At 71.7% G+C, this 17,228-nt stretch carries 16 protein-coding genes; 7 read left to right on the forward strand and 9 right to left on the reverse strand.

All coding sequences use genetic code 11. From position 1 onward, the window contains the following. Window positions 1-34 precede the first annotated feature (34 nt). Complete coding sequence (locus FXF51_RS56515) at window positions 35-775, forward strand: class I SAM-dependent DNA methyltransferase (protein WP_148443152.1); 741 nt, start codon at window positions 35-37, stop codon at window positions 773-775. Here the strand turns inward: FXF51_RS56515 and FXF51_RS56520 are convergent. From FXF51_RS56520 to FXF51_RS56550, 7 genes are all read right to left on the reverse strand, one after another. Further along, a complete protein-coding gene (locus tag FXF51_RS56520) occupies window positions 772-2,235 on the reverse strand; it encodes an aldehyde dehydrogenase family protein (protein WP_148443177.1) in 1,464 nt (487 codons plus the stop codon). The two genes, FXF51_RS56515 and FXF51_RS56520, sit on opposite strands and share 4 nt — an antisense overlap. Before the next feature lie 67 nt (window positions 2,236-2,302). After that, window positions 2,303-3,325 (reverse strand): branched-chain amino acid ABC transporter permease, encoded by a 1,023-nt coding sequence (locus FXF51_RS56525; protein ID WP_148443153.1) that lies wholly within the window; start codon window positions 3,323-3,325, stop codon window positions 2,303-2,305. Beyond that, window positions 3,322-4,188 (reverse strand): branched-chain amino acid ABC transporter permease, encoded by an 867-nt coding sequence (locus FXF51_RS56530; protein WP_148443154.1) that lies wholly within the window; start codon window positions 4,186-4,188, stop codon window positions 3,322-3,324. The genes FXF51_RS56525 and FXF51_RS56530 overlap by 4 nt, the downstream gene beginning before the upstream one ends. A 1-nt stretch (window position 4,189) precedes the next feature. Then, the gene (locus FXF51_RS56535) at window positions 4,190-4,906 is read right to left on the reverse strand and encodes an ABC transporter ATP-binding protein (RefSeq protein ID WP_148443155.1); all 717 of its coding nucleotides are present in this window, start codon (window positions 4,904-4,906) and stop codon (window positions 4,190-4,192) included. 52 nt (window positions 4,907-4,958) lie between these two features. Continuing rightward, a complete protein-coding gene (locus FXF51_RS56540) occupies window positions 4,959-5,720 on the reverse strand; it encodes an ABC transporter ATP-binding protein (RefSeq protein ID WP_148443156.1) in 762 nt (253 codons plus the stop codon). After that, a complete protein-coding gene (locus FXF51_RS56545) occupies window positions 5,720-7,015 on the reverse strand; it encodes an ABC transporter substrate-binding protein (protein WP_148443157.1) in 1,296 nt (431 codons plus the stop codon). The genes FXF51_RS56540 and FXF51_RS56545 overlap by 1 nt, the downstream gene beginning before the upstream one ends. A gap of 193 nt (window positions 7,016-7,208) precedes the next feature. Then, on the reverse strand, window positions 7,209-8,036 hold the full coding sequence (locus tag FXF51_RS56550; RefSeq protein ID WP_262380560.1) for an IclR family transcriptional regulator: 828 nt from the start codon (window positions 8,034-8,036) through the stop codon (window positions 7,209-7,211). 120 nt (window positions 8,037-8,156) lie between these two features. Between FXF51_RS56550 and FXF51_RS56555 the strand changes: the two genes are divergently transcribed. Then, a complete protein-coding gene (locus FXF51_RS56555) occupies window positions 8,157-9,647 on the forward strand; it encodes an aldehyde dehydrogenase family protein (protein ID WP_148443158.1) in 1,491 nt (496 codons plus the stop codon). Between the two features lie 59 nt (window positions 9,648-9,706). Here the strand turns inward: FXF51_RS56555 and FXF51_RS56560 are convergent, their stop codons facing one another. Further along, on the reverse strand, window positions 9,707-10,675 hold the full coding sequence (locus FXF51_RS56560; RefSeq protein ID WP_148443159.1) for a glycoside hydrolase family 11 protein: 969 nt from the start codon (window positions 10,673-10,675) through the stop codon (window positions 9,707-9,709). 250 nt (window positions 10,676-10,925) lie between these two features. Between FXF51_RS56560 and FXF51_RS56565 the strand changes: the two genes are divergently transcribed. The 5 genes from FXF51_RS56565 to FXF51_RS56585 all read left to right on the forward strand — a co-directional run bounded on the left by FXF51_RS56565 (window position 10,926) and on the right by FXF51_RS56585 (window position 16,222). Further along, window positions 10,926-11,522: a TetR/AcrR family transcriptional regulator gene (locus FXF51_RS56565; RefSeq protein ID WP_187415132.1), complete on the forward strand. Its 597-nt coding sequence runs from the start codon at window positions 10,926-10,928 to the stop codon at window positions 11,520-11,522. Beyond that, complete coding sequence (locus FXF51_RS56570) at window positions 11,519-12,457, forward strand: alpha/beta fold hydrolase (RefSeq protein WP_148443161.1); 939 nt, start codon at window positions 11,519-11,521, stop codon at window positions 12,455-12,457. The genes FXF51_RS56565 and FXF51_RS56570 overlap by 4 nt, the downstream gene beginning before the upstream one ends. A gap of 124 nt (window positions 12,458-12,581) precedes the next feature. Further along, on the forward strand, window positions 12,582-14,003 hold the full coding sequence (locus FXF51_RS56575; RefSeq protein ID WP_222871937.1) for a glycoside hydrolase family 28 protein: 1,422 nt from the start codon (window positions 12,582-12,584) through the stop codon (window positions 14,001-14,003). A 120-nt stretch (window positions 14,004-14,123) separates the two neighbouring features. Next, window positions 14,124-15,551 (forward strand): RICIN domain-containing protein, encoded by a 1,428-nt coding sequence (locus tag FXF51_RS56580; RefSeq protein ID WP_148443162.1) that lies wholly within the window; start codon window positions 14,124-14,126, stop codon window positions 15,549-15,551. Between the two features lie 197 nt (window positions 15,552-15,748). Beyond that, complete coding sequence (locus tag FXF51_RS56585) at window positions 15,749-16,222, forward strand: DoxX family protein (RefSeq protein WP_148443163.1); 474 nt, start codon at window positions 15,749-15,751, stop codon at window positions 16,220-16,222. 57 nt (window positions 16,223-16,279) lie between these two features. On the opposite strand, the gene FXF51_RS56590 is transcribed toward FXF51_RS56585, so the two are convergent. After that, a complete protein-coding gene (locus FXF51_RS56590) occupies window positions 16,280-17,161 on the reverse strand; it encodes a sigma-70 family RNA polymerase sigma factor (RefSeq protein ID WP_148443164.1) in 882 nt (293 codons plus the stop codon). Window positions 17,162-17,228: the final 67 nt, after the last annotated feature.

The following is a 17,228-nucleotide window of genomic DNA, read 5'->3' on the forward strand; positions in this document are numbered from 1 at the left end:
GCGCTCGACCTTCGCCCATGCCCACAGTGGCTTCATGCCACAGAACACCTTCGACACCCGCCTGGCCGAAACCTACGAGGCGAAGTGGCCAGAGCTGTTCGACCCCGCGGTCGTCGACCCGGCGGTCGACTTCCTCGCCGGACTGGCGGGCCCGGGCGCCGCACTGGAACTGGGCATCGGCACCGGCCGCCTCGCCCTGCCGCTCAGCCGCCGCGGCGTCCCCGTCCACGGCATCGACCTGTCCACCGCCATGATCGCGCAGCTTCGCGCCAAGCCCGGCGCCGAGCACGTCGGCGTGACCACCGGCGACTTCGCCACCACCCGCGTGGCCGGCACGTTCGCGGTCGTCTACCTGGTCCGCAACACGATCACCAACCTGACCACCCAGGACGAGCAGGTCGCCTGCTTCCGCAACGCGGCGGCGCACCTGGAGCCGGGCGGCGGCTTCGTCATCGAGGTGTACGTCCCCGAGCTGCGACGGCTCCCGCCCGGCCAGACCGTCCACCCGTTCGCCGTGACCCCGGAGCACCTGGGGTTCGAGGAGTACGACGTGGCCGCGCAGCTCGCCGTCTCCCACCACTACTGGACGGTGGACGGGCAGGTCGAGACCTACTCCTCGACCCACCGGTACGTGTGGCCGGCCGAGCTGGACCTCATGGCGCGGCTGGCGGGGATGACGCCGCACGAGCGCTGGGCCGGCTGGCGGCGCGAGCCGTTCACCGGCGACAGCAGGAGTCACGTCTCGGTCTGGCGGAAGCCGCGCGGCAACGGCTAGAACGGGTAGCGCGGCGGCTCGCCGCGCAGGGTGATCCAGCGCGTCTCGGTGAACGCCTCGACGTTGGCCGCCGCCCCGCCGAAGCGGGAGCCGGTGCCGGAGGCGCGGACGCCGCCGAACGGGGCGTTGGCCTCGTCGTTGACCGTCTGGTCGTTGATGTGCACGATCCCGGTCGGGATGCGCTCGGCCACGGCCAGGCCGCGCATCACGTCGCGGGTCACGATGCCCAGCGACAGGCCGTACTCGCCGGCGGCGGCCAGCTCGGCGGCCTCGTCGGCGGAGGAGACGCGGGTGACGGGGGCGACGGGGCCGAAGACCTCCTCGGCGAACGCGGGCGCGGTCAGCGGCACGTCGGCGAGCACCGTCGGCCGGTAGAAGAGCCCCTCGTACGTGCCGCCGGACGCGGGCCGGGCGCCCTGGCCGACGCTCGCCGTGACCAGGCGGTGGATCTTGTCGCGCTGGCCGGCGTCGATGACGGGCCCGAGCGCGACCTCGCCGGCGGCCGGGTCGCCGACCGGGAGCGCGCCGGCCTTGGCGGCCAGGCGTTCCACGAAGTCGTCGTAGAGCCGGTCGGCGACCAGATGGCGGCCGGTGGTCATGCAGATCTGGCCCTGGTGGAAGAACGACCCCCAGGCGGCCAGGTTGACCGCCTCGTCCACGTCGGCGTCGTCCAGCACCAGCAGCGCGGAGTTGCCGCCCAGCTCCAGGTGGGCGCGCTTGAGGTGCTTGCCAGCCAGCTCGCCGATGCGGCGGCCGACGGCGGTCGAGCCGGTGAAGGAGACGACCCGCACGTGCGGGTCGGTGATCAGCGCCTCGCCGACGTCAGGGCCGCCCGGCAGCATCTGCAGCACGCCCGGCGGCAGCCCGGCCTCCTCGAACACGCGGGCCAGCAGCGTGCCGCCGGTGACCGCCGTCCGGGGGTCGGGCTTGAGCAGGACGGCGTTGCCCAGCGCCAGCGCCGGGGCCACGGAACGGACGCCGAGGATGATCGGCACGTTGAACGGCGAGATCACCGCCACCACCCCGGCGGGGACGCGCCGCGCCAGCGACAGCCGCGGCTGCTCCGACGGCAGCAGCTCGCCGATCGCCCGGCCGGGCAGCGACGCCGCCTCGTAACACTCCTCGGCGGCCACGTGCAGCGCGAAGCCCGCCATGCCGGGGACCGCGCCGACCTCGCGCACGTTCCAGCCGCTGATCTCGTCGGCGTGCCGCTGCCACAGGTCGCCCGCCCTGCGCAGGACGGCGGCGCGCGCGGTGTGCGGCAGGGCGGCCCACTCGCGCTGCGCGGCGGCGGCGCTCGCGGCGGCCTCGGCGACGTCCTCGGGGGTCGCCAGGCCCATCCGGCCGAGCTCGCCGCCGGTGGCGGGCTCGACCACGGCGTAGTGGCCGCCGCGGGCGGGGGCCCACGTGCCGTTCTTGAAGATGTTCGCCTGCCAGGTGACGGTGTCGAGCAGTCCCACGGGCGGTTCCTCCTTGGGTGAATGGGTGTTCAGGGGCGGGGTGCGCTCGGTCACCTCGGCGGGCGGCTCACGCGGGCTCACGTGGCCCCCGTACGAGATAGCCGATCGGGAACAGGCTCAGCCCCCGCGCCAGCCCCCACAGCCCGCGCGGCAGCCAGAGCGCCGCGGCGATGCCGACGAGGCCCAGCAGCACCAGGTACCAGGACCCGAAGTCGGCCAGGAGCTGCTGCAACCCAAAGAAGATCACCGCGCCGATCAGCGGCCCCTCGATGGTGCCGATGCCGCCGATCACCACGATGAAGATCATGTAGGCCGACCACTGCACGCTGAAGACCGAGTCGGGGTTGACGCTGAGCGAGCTGACCGTGATCACCCCGCCGGCCGCGCCGCACCCGGCCGCCGAGACGAGGTAGACCAGCAGCTTGGCCCGCCGCACGTCGATGCCGGCGGAGGCCGCGGCGGTCTCCTCGTCGCGCACGGCCATCAGCGACAGGCCGAGCCGGCCACGCAGCAGCAGGTAGCAGCAGCCGATCGTGGCCAGCGCCAGCCCCAGCGCGACCCAGTACGTCAGCGCCCCGCGCAGCGTCTGGTCGATGCCGGACAGCCCGGTCAGCCCCTTGCCGCTGGCGCCGCCGAGGCTGTCCACCCGCACGACCAGCAGCCGGTAGACCTCCGCGATCACCCAGGTGCCGACGGCGAAGTAGTCGCCGCGCAGCCGGAAGGCCAGCCACGAGGTGGGCAGCGCGAACACCGCGCACGTCACCGCGGCCAGCGGCACCGCCAGGTACGGCTGCACGCCCAGGCCGGCCAGCGCGATCACGCTGTAGGCGCCGATGCCGAGGTAGGCCTGCTGCCCGACCGACACCAGGCCGCCGAACCCGGCCAGCAGGTTCCACATGCTCGCCAGCGCGATCAGCACGAACAGGTTGATCAGCGTGTCGGTCACGGTGCTGAACACCAGGAAGGGCAGCGCCGCCAGCAGCGCGGCCACGGCCACCAGGCCGCCCGCCGAGGCCTTGGAGGCCCGGCCGGCCCTGCTGACGTGCACGTTCTGCGCCGCGGCGGCGCCGATGAGGTGGGAGATCGTCATGCGGTACGTCCTGCGAGCAGACCCTGCGGCCGGAAGGCCAGCACGGCGAGGAAGATCAGATGGCCGGCGAGCAGGGTCAGCGCGGGATCGACCTGCGCGCTCACCGACTGCGTGACACCGAGCACCATGCCGCCGAGCAGGGTGCCCCACAGCGAGCCGAGCCCGCCGATGACGACCGCCTCGAAGGCGAAGATCAGCCGGGACGGCCCGATCGACGGGTCGAAGGAGGAGCGGATGGCGAACATCAGCCCGGCCAGCGCCACGGTCGCGAACGCGATGGCGGTGGCGACGCCGTAGACGTGCCTGCTGTCGGCGCCCATGAGGCTCGCGGTCTCCCGGTCGTCGGAGGAGGCGCGCAACATCCGGCCGAGCCCGGTCCGCGCCAGGAACAGCCCGATGCCGATCAGCGTGGCGCAGGCCAGCAGGAACGTGGTCATCGCCAGGTAGCCGATCGAGATCGCGCCGTTGACGGTGAACGAGCCTGTCGCGAAGGCGCCGCCGTCCAGGGTGCGGGTGTCGGCGGAGAACAGCTCCAGCAGCACGTTCTGCAGCACGATCGACAGCCCGAACGTGACCAGCAGCGTGGCCAGGGGCCCCGACGCCAGGCTGCGTTGCAGCAGCACCCGCTGCGTCAGGTAGCCCAGCACCGCGAACAGCGGCACCGTGATCACGATGATCGCCCACAGGGGCAGCCCGGTCCCGCTGACCAGGGCCAGGGCCAGGAACGACGCGACGACCGCGAGGTCGCCGTGGGCGAGGTTGACGATCCGCATGACGCCGAACATCAGCGACAGCCCGGTGGCGAACAGCGCGTACAGGCCGCCGAGCAGCAGCCCCTGGACGATGGCGTTGAGCCAGCCCATGTCAGTGGGATCCCTCCTGTGCTATGCCGAAGTAGGCGTGCTCGACCTGCTCCGCGGTCAGGTCGCCCGGCCGGCCGCGCAGCACGGAGTGGCCTTCGAGCAGGCAGTGCACGCGGTCGGCGACCCGCATGGCCTGGGTGACGTCCTGCTCGACGATCAGCGCGGTGGTGCCCGCGCCGACGATCCGCGGCAGCGTCTCGTAGATGCGGCGCACCACCACCGGCGCGAGCCCCAGCGACAGCTCGTCCACCAGCAGCAGTTCGGGGTTGGACAGCAGCGCCCTGCCGATGGCCACGGCCTGCTGCTCGCCGCCCGACAGTTGCGCCGCGTTCTGGTCGCGGCGCTCGGCCATCCACGGGAACAGCTCGTGCACGGCGGCGACCGTCCACGGGCCTGTCCGCTTGCGGTACGCGCCGGCCAGCAGGTTCTCCTCCACCGTCAGGGACGGGAACAGCCGCCGCCCCTCCGGCACCAGGGCGATGCCCGCGGGCACCCGCTGGTGGGCCGGCAGCCGGGTGACGTCACGGCCGCGCAGGCGCACGGTGCCGGACGTGGGCGGGTTCAGCCCGGCCAGGGCGCGCAGCAGGGTGGACTTGCCCGCCCCGTTGGCGCCGATGATGGCCAGCACCTCGCCCTCGTCCACGTCCAGGCTCAGCTCGTCCACCGCGCGGAGCTGCCCGTGGTGCACGGTGAGGTCGCGGATCGACAGCAGCGTCACGAGCCCTCCTCCTCGTCGCACGGCCCGGTCGCGAGCGCGTCCGGCGGCCCGCTCACGAGCCCTCCTCCTCGCCCGGCAGCCCGGTCTCCGGTCCCGCGCCCAGGTACAGCTCGCGCACCCGCCGGTCGGCGAGCACGCGCAGCGGCTCGCCGTCGGCGACCACGTCACCGCCGGCCAGGCAGATCATCCGGCCGACGGTCCTGATCAGCGCGTGCACGACGTGCTCGATCCAGACGACGCCCAGCCCCTCGGCGTGCAGGTCCCTGACGACGGCGACCAGCTCCAGCACCTCCGGCTCGGTCAGCCCGCCGGCCACCTCGTCCAGCAGCAGCAGCCGGGGCCCGGTGCCCAGTGCGCGGGCCACCTCCAGGCGCTTGCGCGGCAGCAGCGCGAGCCGTCCCGCCGGGGTGTTGGCCACGTCCGCCAGGCCGGTGCGTTCCAGCACGTTCATGGCGTGCGCCTGCGCCCGCCTGCCCTTCAGCGCGGCGCCCTGGTGGGCGCAGACGAGCACGTTCTCGAAGACGGTGAGGTGCTCGAACGGGCGCGGCACCTGGAAGGTGCGGCCGATCCCGGCCCGGGTGCGGGCGTGCGGCGGGACGCCGGTGACCTGCCGGCCCTCCAGCCACACGGCGCCGCTGTCGGGCCGCAGGTCGCCCGCGATCATCGCGAACAGGCTGGACTTGCCCGCGCCGTTCGGCCCCACGATGCCGAGCGCCTCGCCCGGCTGCACGGACAGGGTCAGGTCCCTGGCGACGGTCACCTTGCCGAAGCTCTTGCTGATGCCGTCGAGGCGCAGCAGCGGTGTGGTGGTCATCACGCGTTGGTGGGCCGCAGGTCGCCGCCGACGGGGACGTCCTTGTTGGCGCTGTTGTCGACGATGACCACGTCCCAGGGGAACTTCTCGCCCTTGCGCCACTGGCCGCCGACGGGGTGCATGAGCGCGATGCCGGGCTGCGGGCCGGTGGTGAAGTCGAGGTTCCCGCTCATGCAGCCGAGCTTCATGCCGCGCAGCTTGCCGGCGACCTCGTCGCGGTCCTTGGGGTCGCCCGCCTCCTTGAACGCCTGCACCGCGATCTCGAACAGGGAGTAGACCGAGCCGAGCGCCTGCGTCCACTGCTTGCCTGAGGAGGCGGCGAAGTCGTCGGCGAGCTGCTTGGCGCTCTTGCCGTCCAGCGTGGACTTGTAGGGGTGGGCGGGGCTCCACCAGATGTCGGTGGCGATGTTGTTCGTCAGCTCGCCGAGCGCCTCGGCCTCGGACGGGAACAGCATGACCTTCGCGACGGTGGCCAGCTTCGGCTTGAACCCCTGCTGCTGGGCCTGCTTCCAGAAGGTCTGGAAGTCCGGCGGGATCGGGGTGCAGGTGAACAGCTCGGCCTCCGACTCCTTGAAGGTCGCGATCTGCGCCGTGAAGTCGGTGGCCCCGTTCTGGTACGCGCCGCCGTCGATCGGCGTGTAACCGGCCTCCTTCATCATCGGGCTCAGCCCCTTGCGGAAGGCGTTGGCGTCGGTGTCGTTCGGCCACAGCGCCGCGACGTTCTTGTTCGACACGTCCATGCGCTGCCACATGGGCACGAAGCAGTCGGCGAACTCCTGCATGCCGAAGAAGAACAGCGTCGTGTACGTGAAGCCCTGCCCCTCCTTGCCGCCCCGGCCGTTCCACCACGCCTCCCAGGGGGCGATCGTGGTGACGTTCGGGATGCCGTTGGCCTCGCACTGGTCGGCGACCGGGTTGGTGGTGTCGGGCGTGGACGAGCCGACGATGAGGTCCACCTTGTCGCTGTTGATGAGCTGCCGGGTGACCTCGGTGGCGCGCTGCGGGTTCGACTGGGTGTCCTTGACGACGATCTCGATGCGGCGCTTCTTCCCGCCCGCGGTGAAGCCGTTGCGCAGCGCCTCCTGGACCTGCTTGACCACGAAGTTGTCGGCGGTGGCGAACCCGGCCAGCGCGCCCGTCTGCGGGCTGACGTAGCCGATCTTCAGCACGTCGGACGCCGAGTCGCCCGCGCCCCTGATCCCTCCGCAGGCGCCTGCCAGCGAGACGCCGCCGGCGGCGGCGGCCGTTCTGAGGAAGGAACGGCGGTTCATGCCGCCCGTCACGGTTTCGCTCACGACAACTCCTGTTCGCCGCGGCGTCCGGAGGGGGATGACCTGCCGCGGTGCTCTGGGGGGTGACCGCCGCGCGGCCGGAGCCTCACGGGCCGGGCGGCGGAAAGTTGAGGTGACGCTACGTTTGGCGCCACATCAGGGCAACAGGTGGTTCCGAGGGTTAGAACGCGACTTTTCTCAGCGGAACACTCATGTCTCAGGGGCGGTGGCCGAGGCGGCGGGAGATCTCGGCGGCGGTGCGCCGCAGCGGCGGCTCGATGCGGGCCGCCAGCGCCTCCACCGCCGTGGGCGCGACCGTCAGGTGCACGGCCACGTTGACCGCCGCGACCACCTCGCCCGAGCGGTCCCGCACCGGCGCCGCGAACGAGCGCAGCCCGGGCGCCAGCTCCTCGTCGTTGACCGCCACCCCGCTCTGGCGCACCTTGGCCAGCGCCGCCGTGAGCTGCTCCCTGTTCGTGATCGTCTTGGGGCCGCGCCGCGCCATGTCGGTGTGGTCGAGGATCTGCCGCAGCGCCGCCGCGTCCTTGAAGGCCAGCAGCGCCTTGCCCATCGACGTGCAGTACGCCGGCAGCCGCGAGCCCACGTGCAGGTTCAGGTCCATGGCCAGCGAGCTGCGCCGGCCGCTGCGGCGGCGGTCGACGTAGACGATGTCGGGCCCGTCGCACAGCCCCATGCTCACGGTGTAGCCGGTCTCGTCCGCCAGCGCCTGCAGCAGCGGCCCCGCGACCCGGCCCAGCTCCATGGAGTCGATCGCGGCGAAGCCCAGGTCGGCCGCGCGCGGCCCGAGGAAGTACTTCTTGGTCTCCGGGTCCTGCTGGATGTAGTCGAGCTTGGTCAGCGTGGCGACGTAGCGGTGGGTGGTGCTCTTGTTCAGGCCCACCGCCCTGGCCAGGTCGGCGATCCCGAGCACGGAGCGGCTGCCGGTGAAGGCGGACAGGATGCGCAGCCCGCGTTCCAGCGACACGGAGAACGAGGCGTCCGCGGCCGTGCGGCCGCGCGGGCGGGGGGAGTCGTCGTCGGTCACAACGGTCAGAATAAGGTCTGTCTGTTTGAGAGATTCGAACGTTGTTGGGAACGCCACCGCGGTGGTGGCACCCTTACGAGCCGGGCGTGACGACGACACGAGCGAGGAGAGACGAGCCTGATGGCCGGAGCGGAGCTCATCGGGGGCGGCTGGGACAGGCCGCGGATCGGCCACTTCATCGGCGGGCAGTGGTGCGAGGCCGTGTCAGGGCGCTCGTACCAGAACCGTTCCCCGTGGTCCGGCGCGACGCTCGGCGAGGTCGCCGCCGGTGACGGCGAGGACGCCGACAGGGCCGTCGCCGCCGCGCACGAGGCGTTCGGCGGGTGGGCGCGGGCGCTGCCGGGGCAGCGGCAGCAGGTGTTCCTGCGCGCCGCCGCCGTCCTGGAGCGGCGCGGCGCGGAGGTGCTCGGCGCGCTGGCCGCCGAGACCGGCTGTGGCCGCCACTTCGGCGAGATCCAGCTCGACTTCGCGGTCAAGCTGCTCCGCCAGGCCGCTCACCTGGCCTACCAGCCGGCGGGCGAGCTGCTGCCGTCCGACGTGGCGGGCACCCAGGCGATGGCCGTGCGCCGCCCGGTGGGCGTGGTGGCGGCCATCGCGCCGTGGAACGCCTCGCTCACCCTGTCGGGCAGGGCCGTGGTCGGGCCGCTCGCGCTCGGCAACACCGTGGTGCTGAAACCGTCCGAGGAGTCCCCGTACACCGGGGGAGCGCTGTGGGCGGAGATCCTCAAGGAGGCGGGCCTGCCCGCCGGCGCGCTCAACGTCGTCACCCACGCGCCCGGCGAGGCCGGCGCCGTCGCCGACGCGCTGCTGGCCGCGCCGCTCGTCAAACGCATCAACTTCACCGGCTCCACCCCGACCGGCAGGCGGCTCGCCGAGAAGGCCGGCCGGCATCTCAAACGCGTCGTGCTGCAGCTCAGCGGCCAGAACCCGCTCATCGTCGCGGGCGACGCCGACCTCGGCTACGCGGTCGACGCCGCGACGTTCGGCGCGTTCGTCCACCAGGGACAGGTGTGCATGTGCGCCCGCCGGATCTACGTCGAGCGCCCGCTGGCCGCCGAGTTCGCCGAGCGGTTCGCGGCCAGGGTGGCGGCGCTGCCCACCGGTGACCCCGCCGACCCCGCCACCGTCGTCGGCCCCGTGATCAACGAGTGGGCGCTGGCCCTGCTCGACCGCCGGGTCAAGGAGGCCGTCGGGCTCGGTGCCCGCGTCCTGGCCGGCGGGGTGCCGGCGCCGCCCTGCTACCCGGCCACCGTGCTCACCGACGTCCCGGACGAGGCGGAGATCGCGCAGGGCGAGACGTTCGGGCCGGTGGTGGTGCTGGAGGAGGTCGAGTCGGCCGAGCAGGCCGTCGCCCGCGCCAACGCCTCCGACTTCGGGCTCGTCGCCTCGGTCATCACCGGCGACAGCCGCCGCGGCCTGCGCCTGGCCGCCGCGCTGGACGTCGGCATCGTGCACGTCAACGACCAGCCCGTCAACGACGAGCCGCACATGCCGTTCGGCGGGGTCAAGGACAGCGGGTGGGGGCGGTTCGGGATGGGGTTCGCGGCGGATGAGTTCTGCGAGCTGCAGTGGGTGACCGTCCGCGACCAGGACCGGGCCTTCCCGTTCTGAGGACGCGAAGGTGGCGCGGCGGCCAGGAGGTCGCCGCCGCGCCACAGGCCGCCGGTGGGTCAGCTCGCGCTGCAGGAGACCGTCGGCCAGGTGTAGTTGCCGTTGTGCTGGATGGTGACGCCCCAGTTGTTGCCGCTGCCGTTCGGCCTGGCGGTGAGCACCTGGGCGCTCGGGTAGCTGGCGCTGATGTTCCAGGTGGACAGGACCTTCGTGGGGGAGGGCACGTTCATCGTGACGGTCCAGTTGCTGGAGCCGCTGACCGAGACGTTGAGGTTGTAGCGGTCGCTCCACTGCTGGCCCGCGGAGAGCGTGGCGGTGCAACCCCCGCCGCCGCCCCCGCCGCCACCGCCACCGCCGCCGCCTCCGCCTGAGGAGCCGCCGACCGTGATGTTGGAGCTGCCGCTGCTCTGGTAGCCCTCGGTGGCGAGGATCTGGTAGTCGTGGCTGCCCAGGCTCATGCCGTAGCGGGCCCACGCGTCGAAGTGGTTGCCGGCCGTGATGGTGCCGCCGGTCTTCTTCGACTGGCGCACGCTCCAGTACTGGTTGAAGGTGCGGGTGCCCTCGATGGACGGGGCGTTGTACCTGGTCGTCTGGTAGATGTCGTACGTGCCGCCGTCAGTGGTGACCGTGCCCTTGAACGTGCCGGTGGGCCGGTAGGTGCCCCAGTTGTCGACGATGTAGTACTCGATGAGCGGGTTCCTCGTCCACCCGTACAGGGTCAGGTAGGCGTTGCCCGACGGGTTGAAGCTGCCCGAGTAGCTCACCGTCCTGCGGCCGCCCGGGTTCCAGCCCTTGCCGGCCACGAAGTTGCCGGTGTTGCGCCACGAGGTGCTGTAGTTGCCGCCGGATCCCAGCTCCATGGAGACGGTGCCCTGGCTGTCGGTCCAGAACGAGTAGAAGTAGCCGTTGTTGGTGCCGGTCTGGTTGGTGGTGACGGCCGCGTACGCGACGCTGGGCAGCATCGCGACGGCCAGCGCGGCGGCCACGGCGCAGATCCGGGCTGCGAGCCGCCTGGTTCGGTGGTTCATCTGCGTCCTTCCTTCTGGTGAAGGCGGGCATCGACGAAACTATCGGAACAGTGGCGAAAGTATCAGGCGGATCGCGGACGGCTGTCAATGAATGGCGTCAAGCTATGTGGCCGCTGATCGGTCGCGTGGCTGCCTGGCGGGGCATGTGAGCCATGAAATTTTCAATGTTCTCCCGAAACTTGCTGTGGCGGTTGTGTTTCCTAGGAGTATTAGATAGAAACTAAGGATTCTAGGAAAGAGGTGACGTGCCTTGGCGCGCATGGGGCTGACGACCGAGCGGGTGACGCTCATCGGAGCCGAGCTGGCGGACGAGGTCGGGCTCGAACACGTGACCATGTCCGCGGTGGCCCGCCGGCTCGGGGTGAAGGACGCCAGTCTGTACGCGCACGTCCGCAGCCTCGACGACCTGCGAGGACGGATCGCGCTGCTGGCCGCCGACGAGAAGACCATCCGCATCGCGGAGGCCACCGCCGGGCGGGCGGGCAGGGACGCGCTCGTCGCGTACGCGAACGCGTGGCGCGGCTACGCCCACGACCACCCTGGCCGCTACACCGCGACGCAGATCCCGATGGAGATCGACCCCGAGCTCGTCGCCCGGGCGACGGGGCCGCGGCGCGCGATCGAGCTGACCTACAGCATGTTGCGCGCGTACGAGCTGGCCGAGCCCGACCTGACGGACGCGGTCCGGCTGATGCGCAGCACGCTGCACGGATTCGTCAGCCTCGAAGCGGCGGGCGGTTTCGCGCACGCGCGCCCGGCGGAGGCCACCTGGCTGCGCTGCCTCGACGCCCTGCACACCCTCCTGGAGCACTGGCCCGCAGACTCATCACAAGGAGATCCAGCATGACCAGCCCCACCGTCGGCCGCCTGCGCGTGGACGGCGCCGACCTGCGTTACGAGATGCGCGGCAGCGGCCCGCTCCTGCTGCTCATCCCCGGTGGCACGGGCGGCGCGTCCTCCTTCGACGGCGTCGCCGGCGACCTGGCCGCCGAGTACACCGTCGTCTCCTACGACCCGCGCGGCCTGACCCGCAGCCCGCTCGACGACCCCGAGGCGCGGCAGTCGGTGGAGCAGCACGCCGACGACGCGTTCCGGCTGCTGGAGCTGCTGTCGCCGGGCGCGCCCGCCCTGGTGGCCGGTTGCAGCTCCGGGGCGATCGTCGCGCTGCACCTGCTCGTCACCCATCCGGAGCGGGTCCGGCGCGTGGTGGCGCACGAGCCGCCGGTGGTGGAGGTGCTGCCGGACGCCGCCGATCATCGGGCGTTGCTCGCCCGGGTGGACGAGACGTTCCGGAAGGAGGGCCTGATGCCGGCGGCGGCCGTGTTCGCGGCGGGCCTGCGCCGCCCCGGCGACGAGCCCGCCACCCCAGCGCCCGCCACTGCTCAGCGGCCCGCCCCTGGTCAGGCCGCCCCTGAGCAGGCCGCCCCTGAGCAGGCCGCCTCCGGGCGAGCCGCTGAGCCCGCCGCCCGTCCGGACGCCGAGCTGCCTCCGGAGGCGGCGGATCGGGCCGCGCGCACGATGGCGGACATGCCCTACTTCCTCGGCCGGATCGTGCCGGGCTTCATGGCCCACACCCCCGACGTGGAACGCCTGCGCACCCTCTCCGACCGCCTGGTCCTGGCGGCGGGCGAGGAGTCGCGCGGCGAGCTGCCCTACCGCCCCGCCGCCTTCCTGGCCGACCGGTTCGGCACGGAGCTGGTGCACTTCCCGGGCGGCCACGTCGGCCTCACCACCCACCCCGCCGAGTTCGGCGCCCTCCTCCGCAAGGTGCTGACCGCGTAGCAGAATCTGCAAACGGTTGCACCCTCGATCCTGGGCCGATGTGCCGCACACCCCTGGATCAGTGCAAGGGGTTGACATAGCATCCGGGATGTCTCGAACCGGTGCCGGTCAGGGAGGCCGTCCGATGCAGAGCCGTTCATGGAGCCGCCGCGACGCCATGCGCGCCCTGGCCGTGTCCGCCGCCGCCGTCCCGCTGGCCCTGGACGCGGGAGCCGCGCAGGCGTTATCCGACCCGTGGGCGCGAGCCAACCGCATCGCGGCGAAGGTGCGCGGCCCGAAGTTCCCGCACCGCCGGTTCGACATCCGGAAGTACGGTGCCGTAGGGGACGGGACGACGGACTGCACGGCGGCCATCCGCACCGCGATCAAGGCCTGTAACGCGGCGGGCGGCGGCCATGTGGACGTGCCGGAGGGCAGGTTCCTGACCGGCGCCGTGCACCTGCTCAGCAACGTCGACCTGCACGTCGCCGAGGGCGGCACCCTGCTGTTCAGCACCGATCCGAAGGCGTACCTGCCGCTGGTGCTGACCAGGTTCGAGGGCGTCGAGCTGCTCAACTACTCGCCGCTGATCTACGCCCACGGGCAGCACGACATCGCGGTGACCGGGGCGGGCGTGCTCGACGGTCAGGCCGACGACGACCACTGGTGGCCGTGGAAGGGCTCGGGCGACCACGGCTGGGAGCCGGGGGAACCGCGCCAGGCCGAGGCCAGGGCCGCCCTGTTCGCGCAGGCCGAGCAGGGCGTGCCGGTCGAGCAGCGGGTGTACGGCGAGGGCGGCTACCTGCGCCCGTCCTTCATCCAGCCCTACCGCTGCGGCAACGTGCTGATCGAGGGCGTCACGATCGTCAACTCGCCCATGTGGGAGATCCACCCCACCCTGTCGGAGAACGTGCTGGTCCGCGGCGTCACCGTCCGCACGCACGGCCCGAACAACGACGGCTGCAATCCCGAGTCCAGCCGGCTGGTGGTCATCCGCGACTGCACGTTCGACACCGGCGACGACTGCATCGCGATCAAGTCGGGCCGCAACGCCGACGGCCGCCGCGTGAACGTGCCCAGCGAGCACATCCTGGTCGAGGGCTGCACGTTCCGCGAGGGGCACGGCGGCATGACGATCGGCAGCGAGATGTCCGGCGGCGTGCGGGAGGTGTTCATCAGGGACTGCACCATGTCCAGCCCGAACCTGGACATCGCGCTGCGCTTCAAGACCAACTCCGTGCGGGGCGGCTTCATCGAGGGCCTGTACGCCAGGGACCTGGAGATCGGCCAGGTCGGCGGCTCGGTCATCGACATCAACTTCAACTACGAGGAGGGTCCTGGGCACGGCTTCAACCCGGTCGTGGGCGGCATCGACGTGCGCGGCACGACCGTGCGGACCGCCAACCGGGCGCTCAATCTGCGCGGGTACGCCGACGCGCCGATCCGCGGCGTCACGCTGACCGACGTGGACTTCGGCGCCATCGCGACGCCGAGCGTGGTCGAGCACGTCGAGGACCTCGTCCTGCGGAACGTGCTCGCCAACGGCGCGCCGTTGATCATTCCCTGACGGATTGACAACTCCCTGGTAAAAGCCGACACTCGCGGCACACGCGTGAATGCCCGGTCAGCCTGCTGTGCGCCGATGTTAGCGCTAACAGCATTTCCCTCGGAAAAAAGGTGATCGACCATGGGAACGACATGCTTACGCGCCGCCGGTGCCGTCCTGCTCACCGTTCTCGCCTGGAGCCTGCACGGCACCACCCCGGCCCACGCCGCGACGACCGACTTCCGCGGCGTCAACTGGGCCGACGAACGCGACAACTTCGTGGACGGAGTGCTCGTCCTCGGCGGCCTGAGCACCTCCGACAGCTACGCGACGACGCAGGCCAAGGCCGACCGGATCCTGTCCGGCTTCCAGTCCAACCTCGGCGCCAACACCGTCCGCCTGCCCGTCAATTACGCCACCGTCTCCGGCTCGTACTGGAACTCCTACACCGGCGCCATCGACACCGCCGTGAGCAAAGGCATGAAAGTCATCCTGAGCTACTGGGAAAGCGCCGGTTCGCGTAACGGCACGGTGGACGACCTCAACCAGTTCTGGGCCATGTGGCAGACCATCGTCGCCAAATACGGCGGCACCTCGCTCGTGCATTTCGAGCCGATGAACGAGCCCTACGCCTACAGCGACGCCGACTGGAAGAACCTCGCCGCCCAATGGCTGAGCAACTACCCGAGTGTCCCGCGAGGCCGGGTCGTCATCAGCGGCGCCGGATACAACCAGCGGCTCATCACGATCGGCAGCGACAGCCGCTTCGACGGCACCCTCATCTCCCGCCACATCTACCAGTTCTTCGACACCGCCCGCACCACCGAGGACTCCTGGCGCGAAGCGCTGCGCACCAGCGTCGGCGGCTACGCCGGCCGCGTCCTCATCACCGAATGGGGCGCGCCCATGACCGACGGCCGCGACTACAACGCCCCCGGCGACGGCGACAGCTTCGTCGCGTTCGTGCGTGGCGTGGCGGCCGAGGCCCGCGCCCTGCAACTCGGCACCGTCTACTGGCCCGGCGTGCGCCCCAACGACTGGTACCGCCTGCAGACGATCAACGGCACGGGCACCGCCCTCTCCCTCACCACGACCAGCGCCTCGGGCCGCGACCAGCTACGCCAGTCCTGGGGCCTGGACGCCGCGACCCCGTACCACCGCGTCACCGCCCGCCACAGCGGCAAGGTGATGGACGTCGTCAGCGCGTCCACGGCGAACAACGCCGAGATCAAGCAGTACGCGTGGAACGGCGGCGGCAACCAGAAATGGCTCTTCCAGGACGCCGGTGGCGGCTACTACCGCCTGATCAGCCAGAACAGCGGCAAGTGCCTGGACGTGGCCGGCGCCTCCACCGCCGACGGCGCCAACGTCATCCAGTACACCTGCGGCACCGGCACGAACCAGCAGTGGCAGTGGGCCGCCACCGGCTCCTATTTCCAGCTCCGCGCCCGCCACAGCGGCAAGTGCCTGGACGTGGCCGGCGCCTCGACCGCCGACGGTGCCGACATCCACCAGTACACCTGCGGCACCGGTACCAACCAGCAGTGGTCCCGCGCCACGACGCCCTGATACCACCCCGGGCGTACGCTCCGACCTGGTGATCGTCCCCCCCTAGGGCGAACCCCCGAGGCTCCAGGCAGTACACGCGCACCCCGCCGTACGTGCGGCGAGGTACGCCAGATGCCTCCTCCAGCCCGACGCCGCCCGCCGCCGATTTCGCGAGTCTTGACCCAGACGGAACGAGATCGCCGACGAGGGAGCACGACATGAACACCGCCACCATCGAATCCATGATCACCAAACTGTCCGGCTGGCTGGCCCGGCACAGCATCGACGTCCTGCGGATCAGCCTCGGCCTGGTCTTCGTGGCGTTCGGCACGCTCAAGTTCTTCCCCGGGGTGAGCCCGGCGGAGGCGCTGTCGGTGGCCACGCTGGAGAAGCTGTCCCTGGGCCTGCTGTCGGGTTACGCGGCCCAGGCCGTGATCGCCGCCATGGAGGTCTTCATCGGCCTCACCCTGGTCACCGGCAAGCTGCTGAAGACCGGGCTGGTCGTGATGACGGGCGCGCTGGCGGGCTTCTTCGCGCCGTACGTGTTCTTCTTCACGAACCTGTTCCCCGGCGCGCCCACCCTTGAGGCCCAGTACATCTTCAAGGACATCGTGCTGGCGGCGGCGGCCATGGTGATCGGCGCCCGCGCCCTGGGCGCCCGCCTGGTTCCGGCGCGGGACCGGGTGGCGTGAACACGCACAGGACACGAACGGCCGCCGGGGCTTGAACCCCGGCGGCCGTCCCGGCGGTCATGCCCACCCCTCCGGCAGGTCCATCGACGCGAGCTTCTCCGGATCGGCCACCACCCCGATGTGCGCGACCCTGCCCTCGACCACGGTGAACGTCATGACCGACAGCGGGCTGCCGTCCTCCCGCCACGACGCGATCGCGGGCAGGCCGTCCACGAGCACCCACCCGCCCCGCGTGGCCGCGCCGGCGGCCAGCTTCGCGCTGGAGGCGACCTCGGTGGCGCCGAGCGTGACGACCACGCCGCCCGGGGTGTCCACGGTGAGGGTCACCTCGGGGTCGAGCACGCGCAGCAGCCCCTCGAAGTCGCCGAGCCGGGCCGCCGCCAGGAAGGCCTGCACCGCCACCCGGTGCTCCCGCCCCGTGGACGCCGGCCGGTCGGTCGCCCGCACCTTCCTGCGGGCGCGGCTGGCCAGCATCTTGGCGGCGTCGGTGGACCTGCCGAGAATCTGGCCGATCTCGTCGAACGGCACCGCGAACAGGTCGTGCAGCACGAAAGCCAGCCGCTCGCTCGGCCCCAGCGACTCCAGCACGACCAGCAGCGCCAGCCCGACCGAGTCGGCGAGCGCCACGTCGTCCTCGGGCGCGCGGCCGTCGTCGGCCGTCACCTCCAGCTCGGGCAGCCGGTCGTCGAAGGACGCCTCGGGGCGGGACTGGCGCGAGCGCAGCACGTCCAGGCTGATCCGGCCGACCACGGTGGTCAGCCAGCCGGCGAGGTTGCCGATGGCAGCCGCGTCCTGGCGGGAAAGCCGCAGCCAGGCCTCCTGCACCACGTCGTCGGCGTCGGCGTGCGAGCCGAGCATGCGGAAGGCGACCGCGCGCAGCCGGTCGCGCTGCGCCTCGAACGCCACGGCCACCAGATCCGCCGGGCTGCTGTCGGACATGTCGTTACCTTTCTACGAACTGCTCCGTCATGGGTGATGACGGACCCGGACGGGTTCACGTAACCGA

Source organism: Nonomuraea sp. PA05 (assembly GCF_008086045.1).
Classification (GTDB): domain Bacteria; phylum Actinomycetota; class Actinomycetes; order Streptosporangiales; family Streptosporangiaceae; genus Nonomuraea; species Nonomuraea monospora.

Bases quoted from the DNA above. Each gene is read 5' to 3' on its own strand.
- FXF51_RS56570 (WP_148443161.1), top strand. From the start codon at position 11,519: ATGACCAGCCCCACCGTCGGCCGCCTGCGCGTGGACGGCGCCGACCTG.
- FXF51_RS56525 (WP_148443153.1), bottom strand. From the start codon at position 3,325: ATGACGATCTCCCACCTCATCGGCGCCGCCGCGGCGCAGAACGTGCAC.
- FXF51_RS56530 (WP_148443154.1), bottom strand. From the start codon at position 4,188: ATGGGCTGGCTCAACGCCATCGTCCAGGGGCTGCTGCTCGGCGGCCTG.
- FXF51_RS56560 (WP_148443159.1), bottom strand. From the start codon at position 10,675: ATGAACCACCGAACCAGGCGGCTCGCAGCCCGGATCTGCGCCGTGGCC.
- FXF51_RS56540 (WP_148443156.1), bottom strand. From the start codon at position 5,720: ATGACCACCACACCGCTGCTGCGCCTCGACGGCATCAGCAAGAGCTTC.
- FXF51_RS56585 (WP_148443163.1), top strand. From the start codon at position 15,749: ATGAACACCGCCACCATCGAATCCATGATCACCAAACTGTCCGGCTGG.
- FXF51_RS56580 (WP_148443162.1), top strand. From the start codon at position 14,124: ATGGGAACGACATGCTTACGCGCCGCCGGTGCCGTCCTGCTCACCGTT.
- FXF51_RS56575 (WP_222871937.1), top strand. From the start codon at position 12,582: ATGCAGAGCCGTTCATGGAGCCGCCGCGACGCCATGCGCGCCCTGGCC.
- FXF51_RS56590 (WP_148443164.1), bottom strand. From the start codon at position 17,161: ATGTCCGACAGCAGCCCGGCGGATCTGGTGGCCGTGGCGTTCGAGGCG.
- FXF51_RS56515 (WP_148443152.1), top strand. From the start codon at position 35: ATGCCACAGAACACCTTCGACACCCGCCTGGCCGAAACCTACGAGGCG.
- FXF51_RS56555 (WP_148443158.1), top strand. From the start codon at position 8,157: ATGGCCGGAGCGGAGCTCATCGGGGGCGGCTGGGACAGGCCGCGGATC.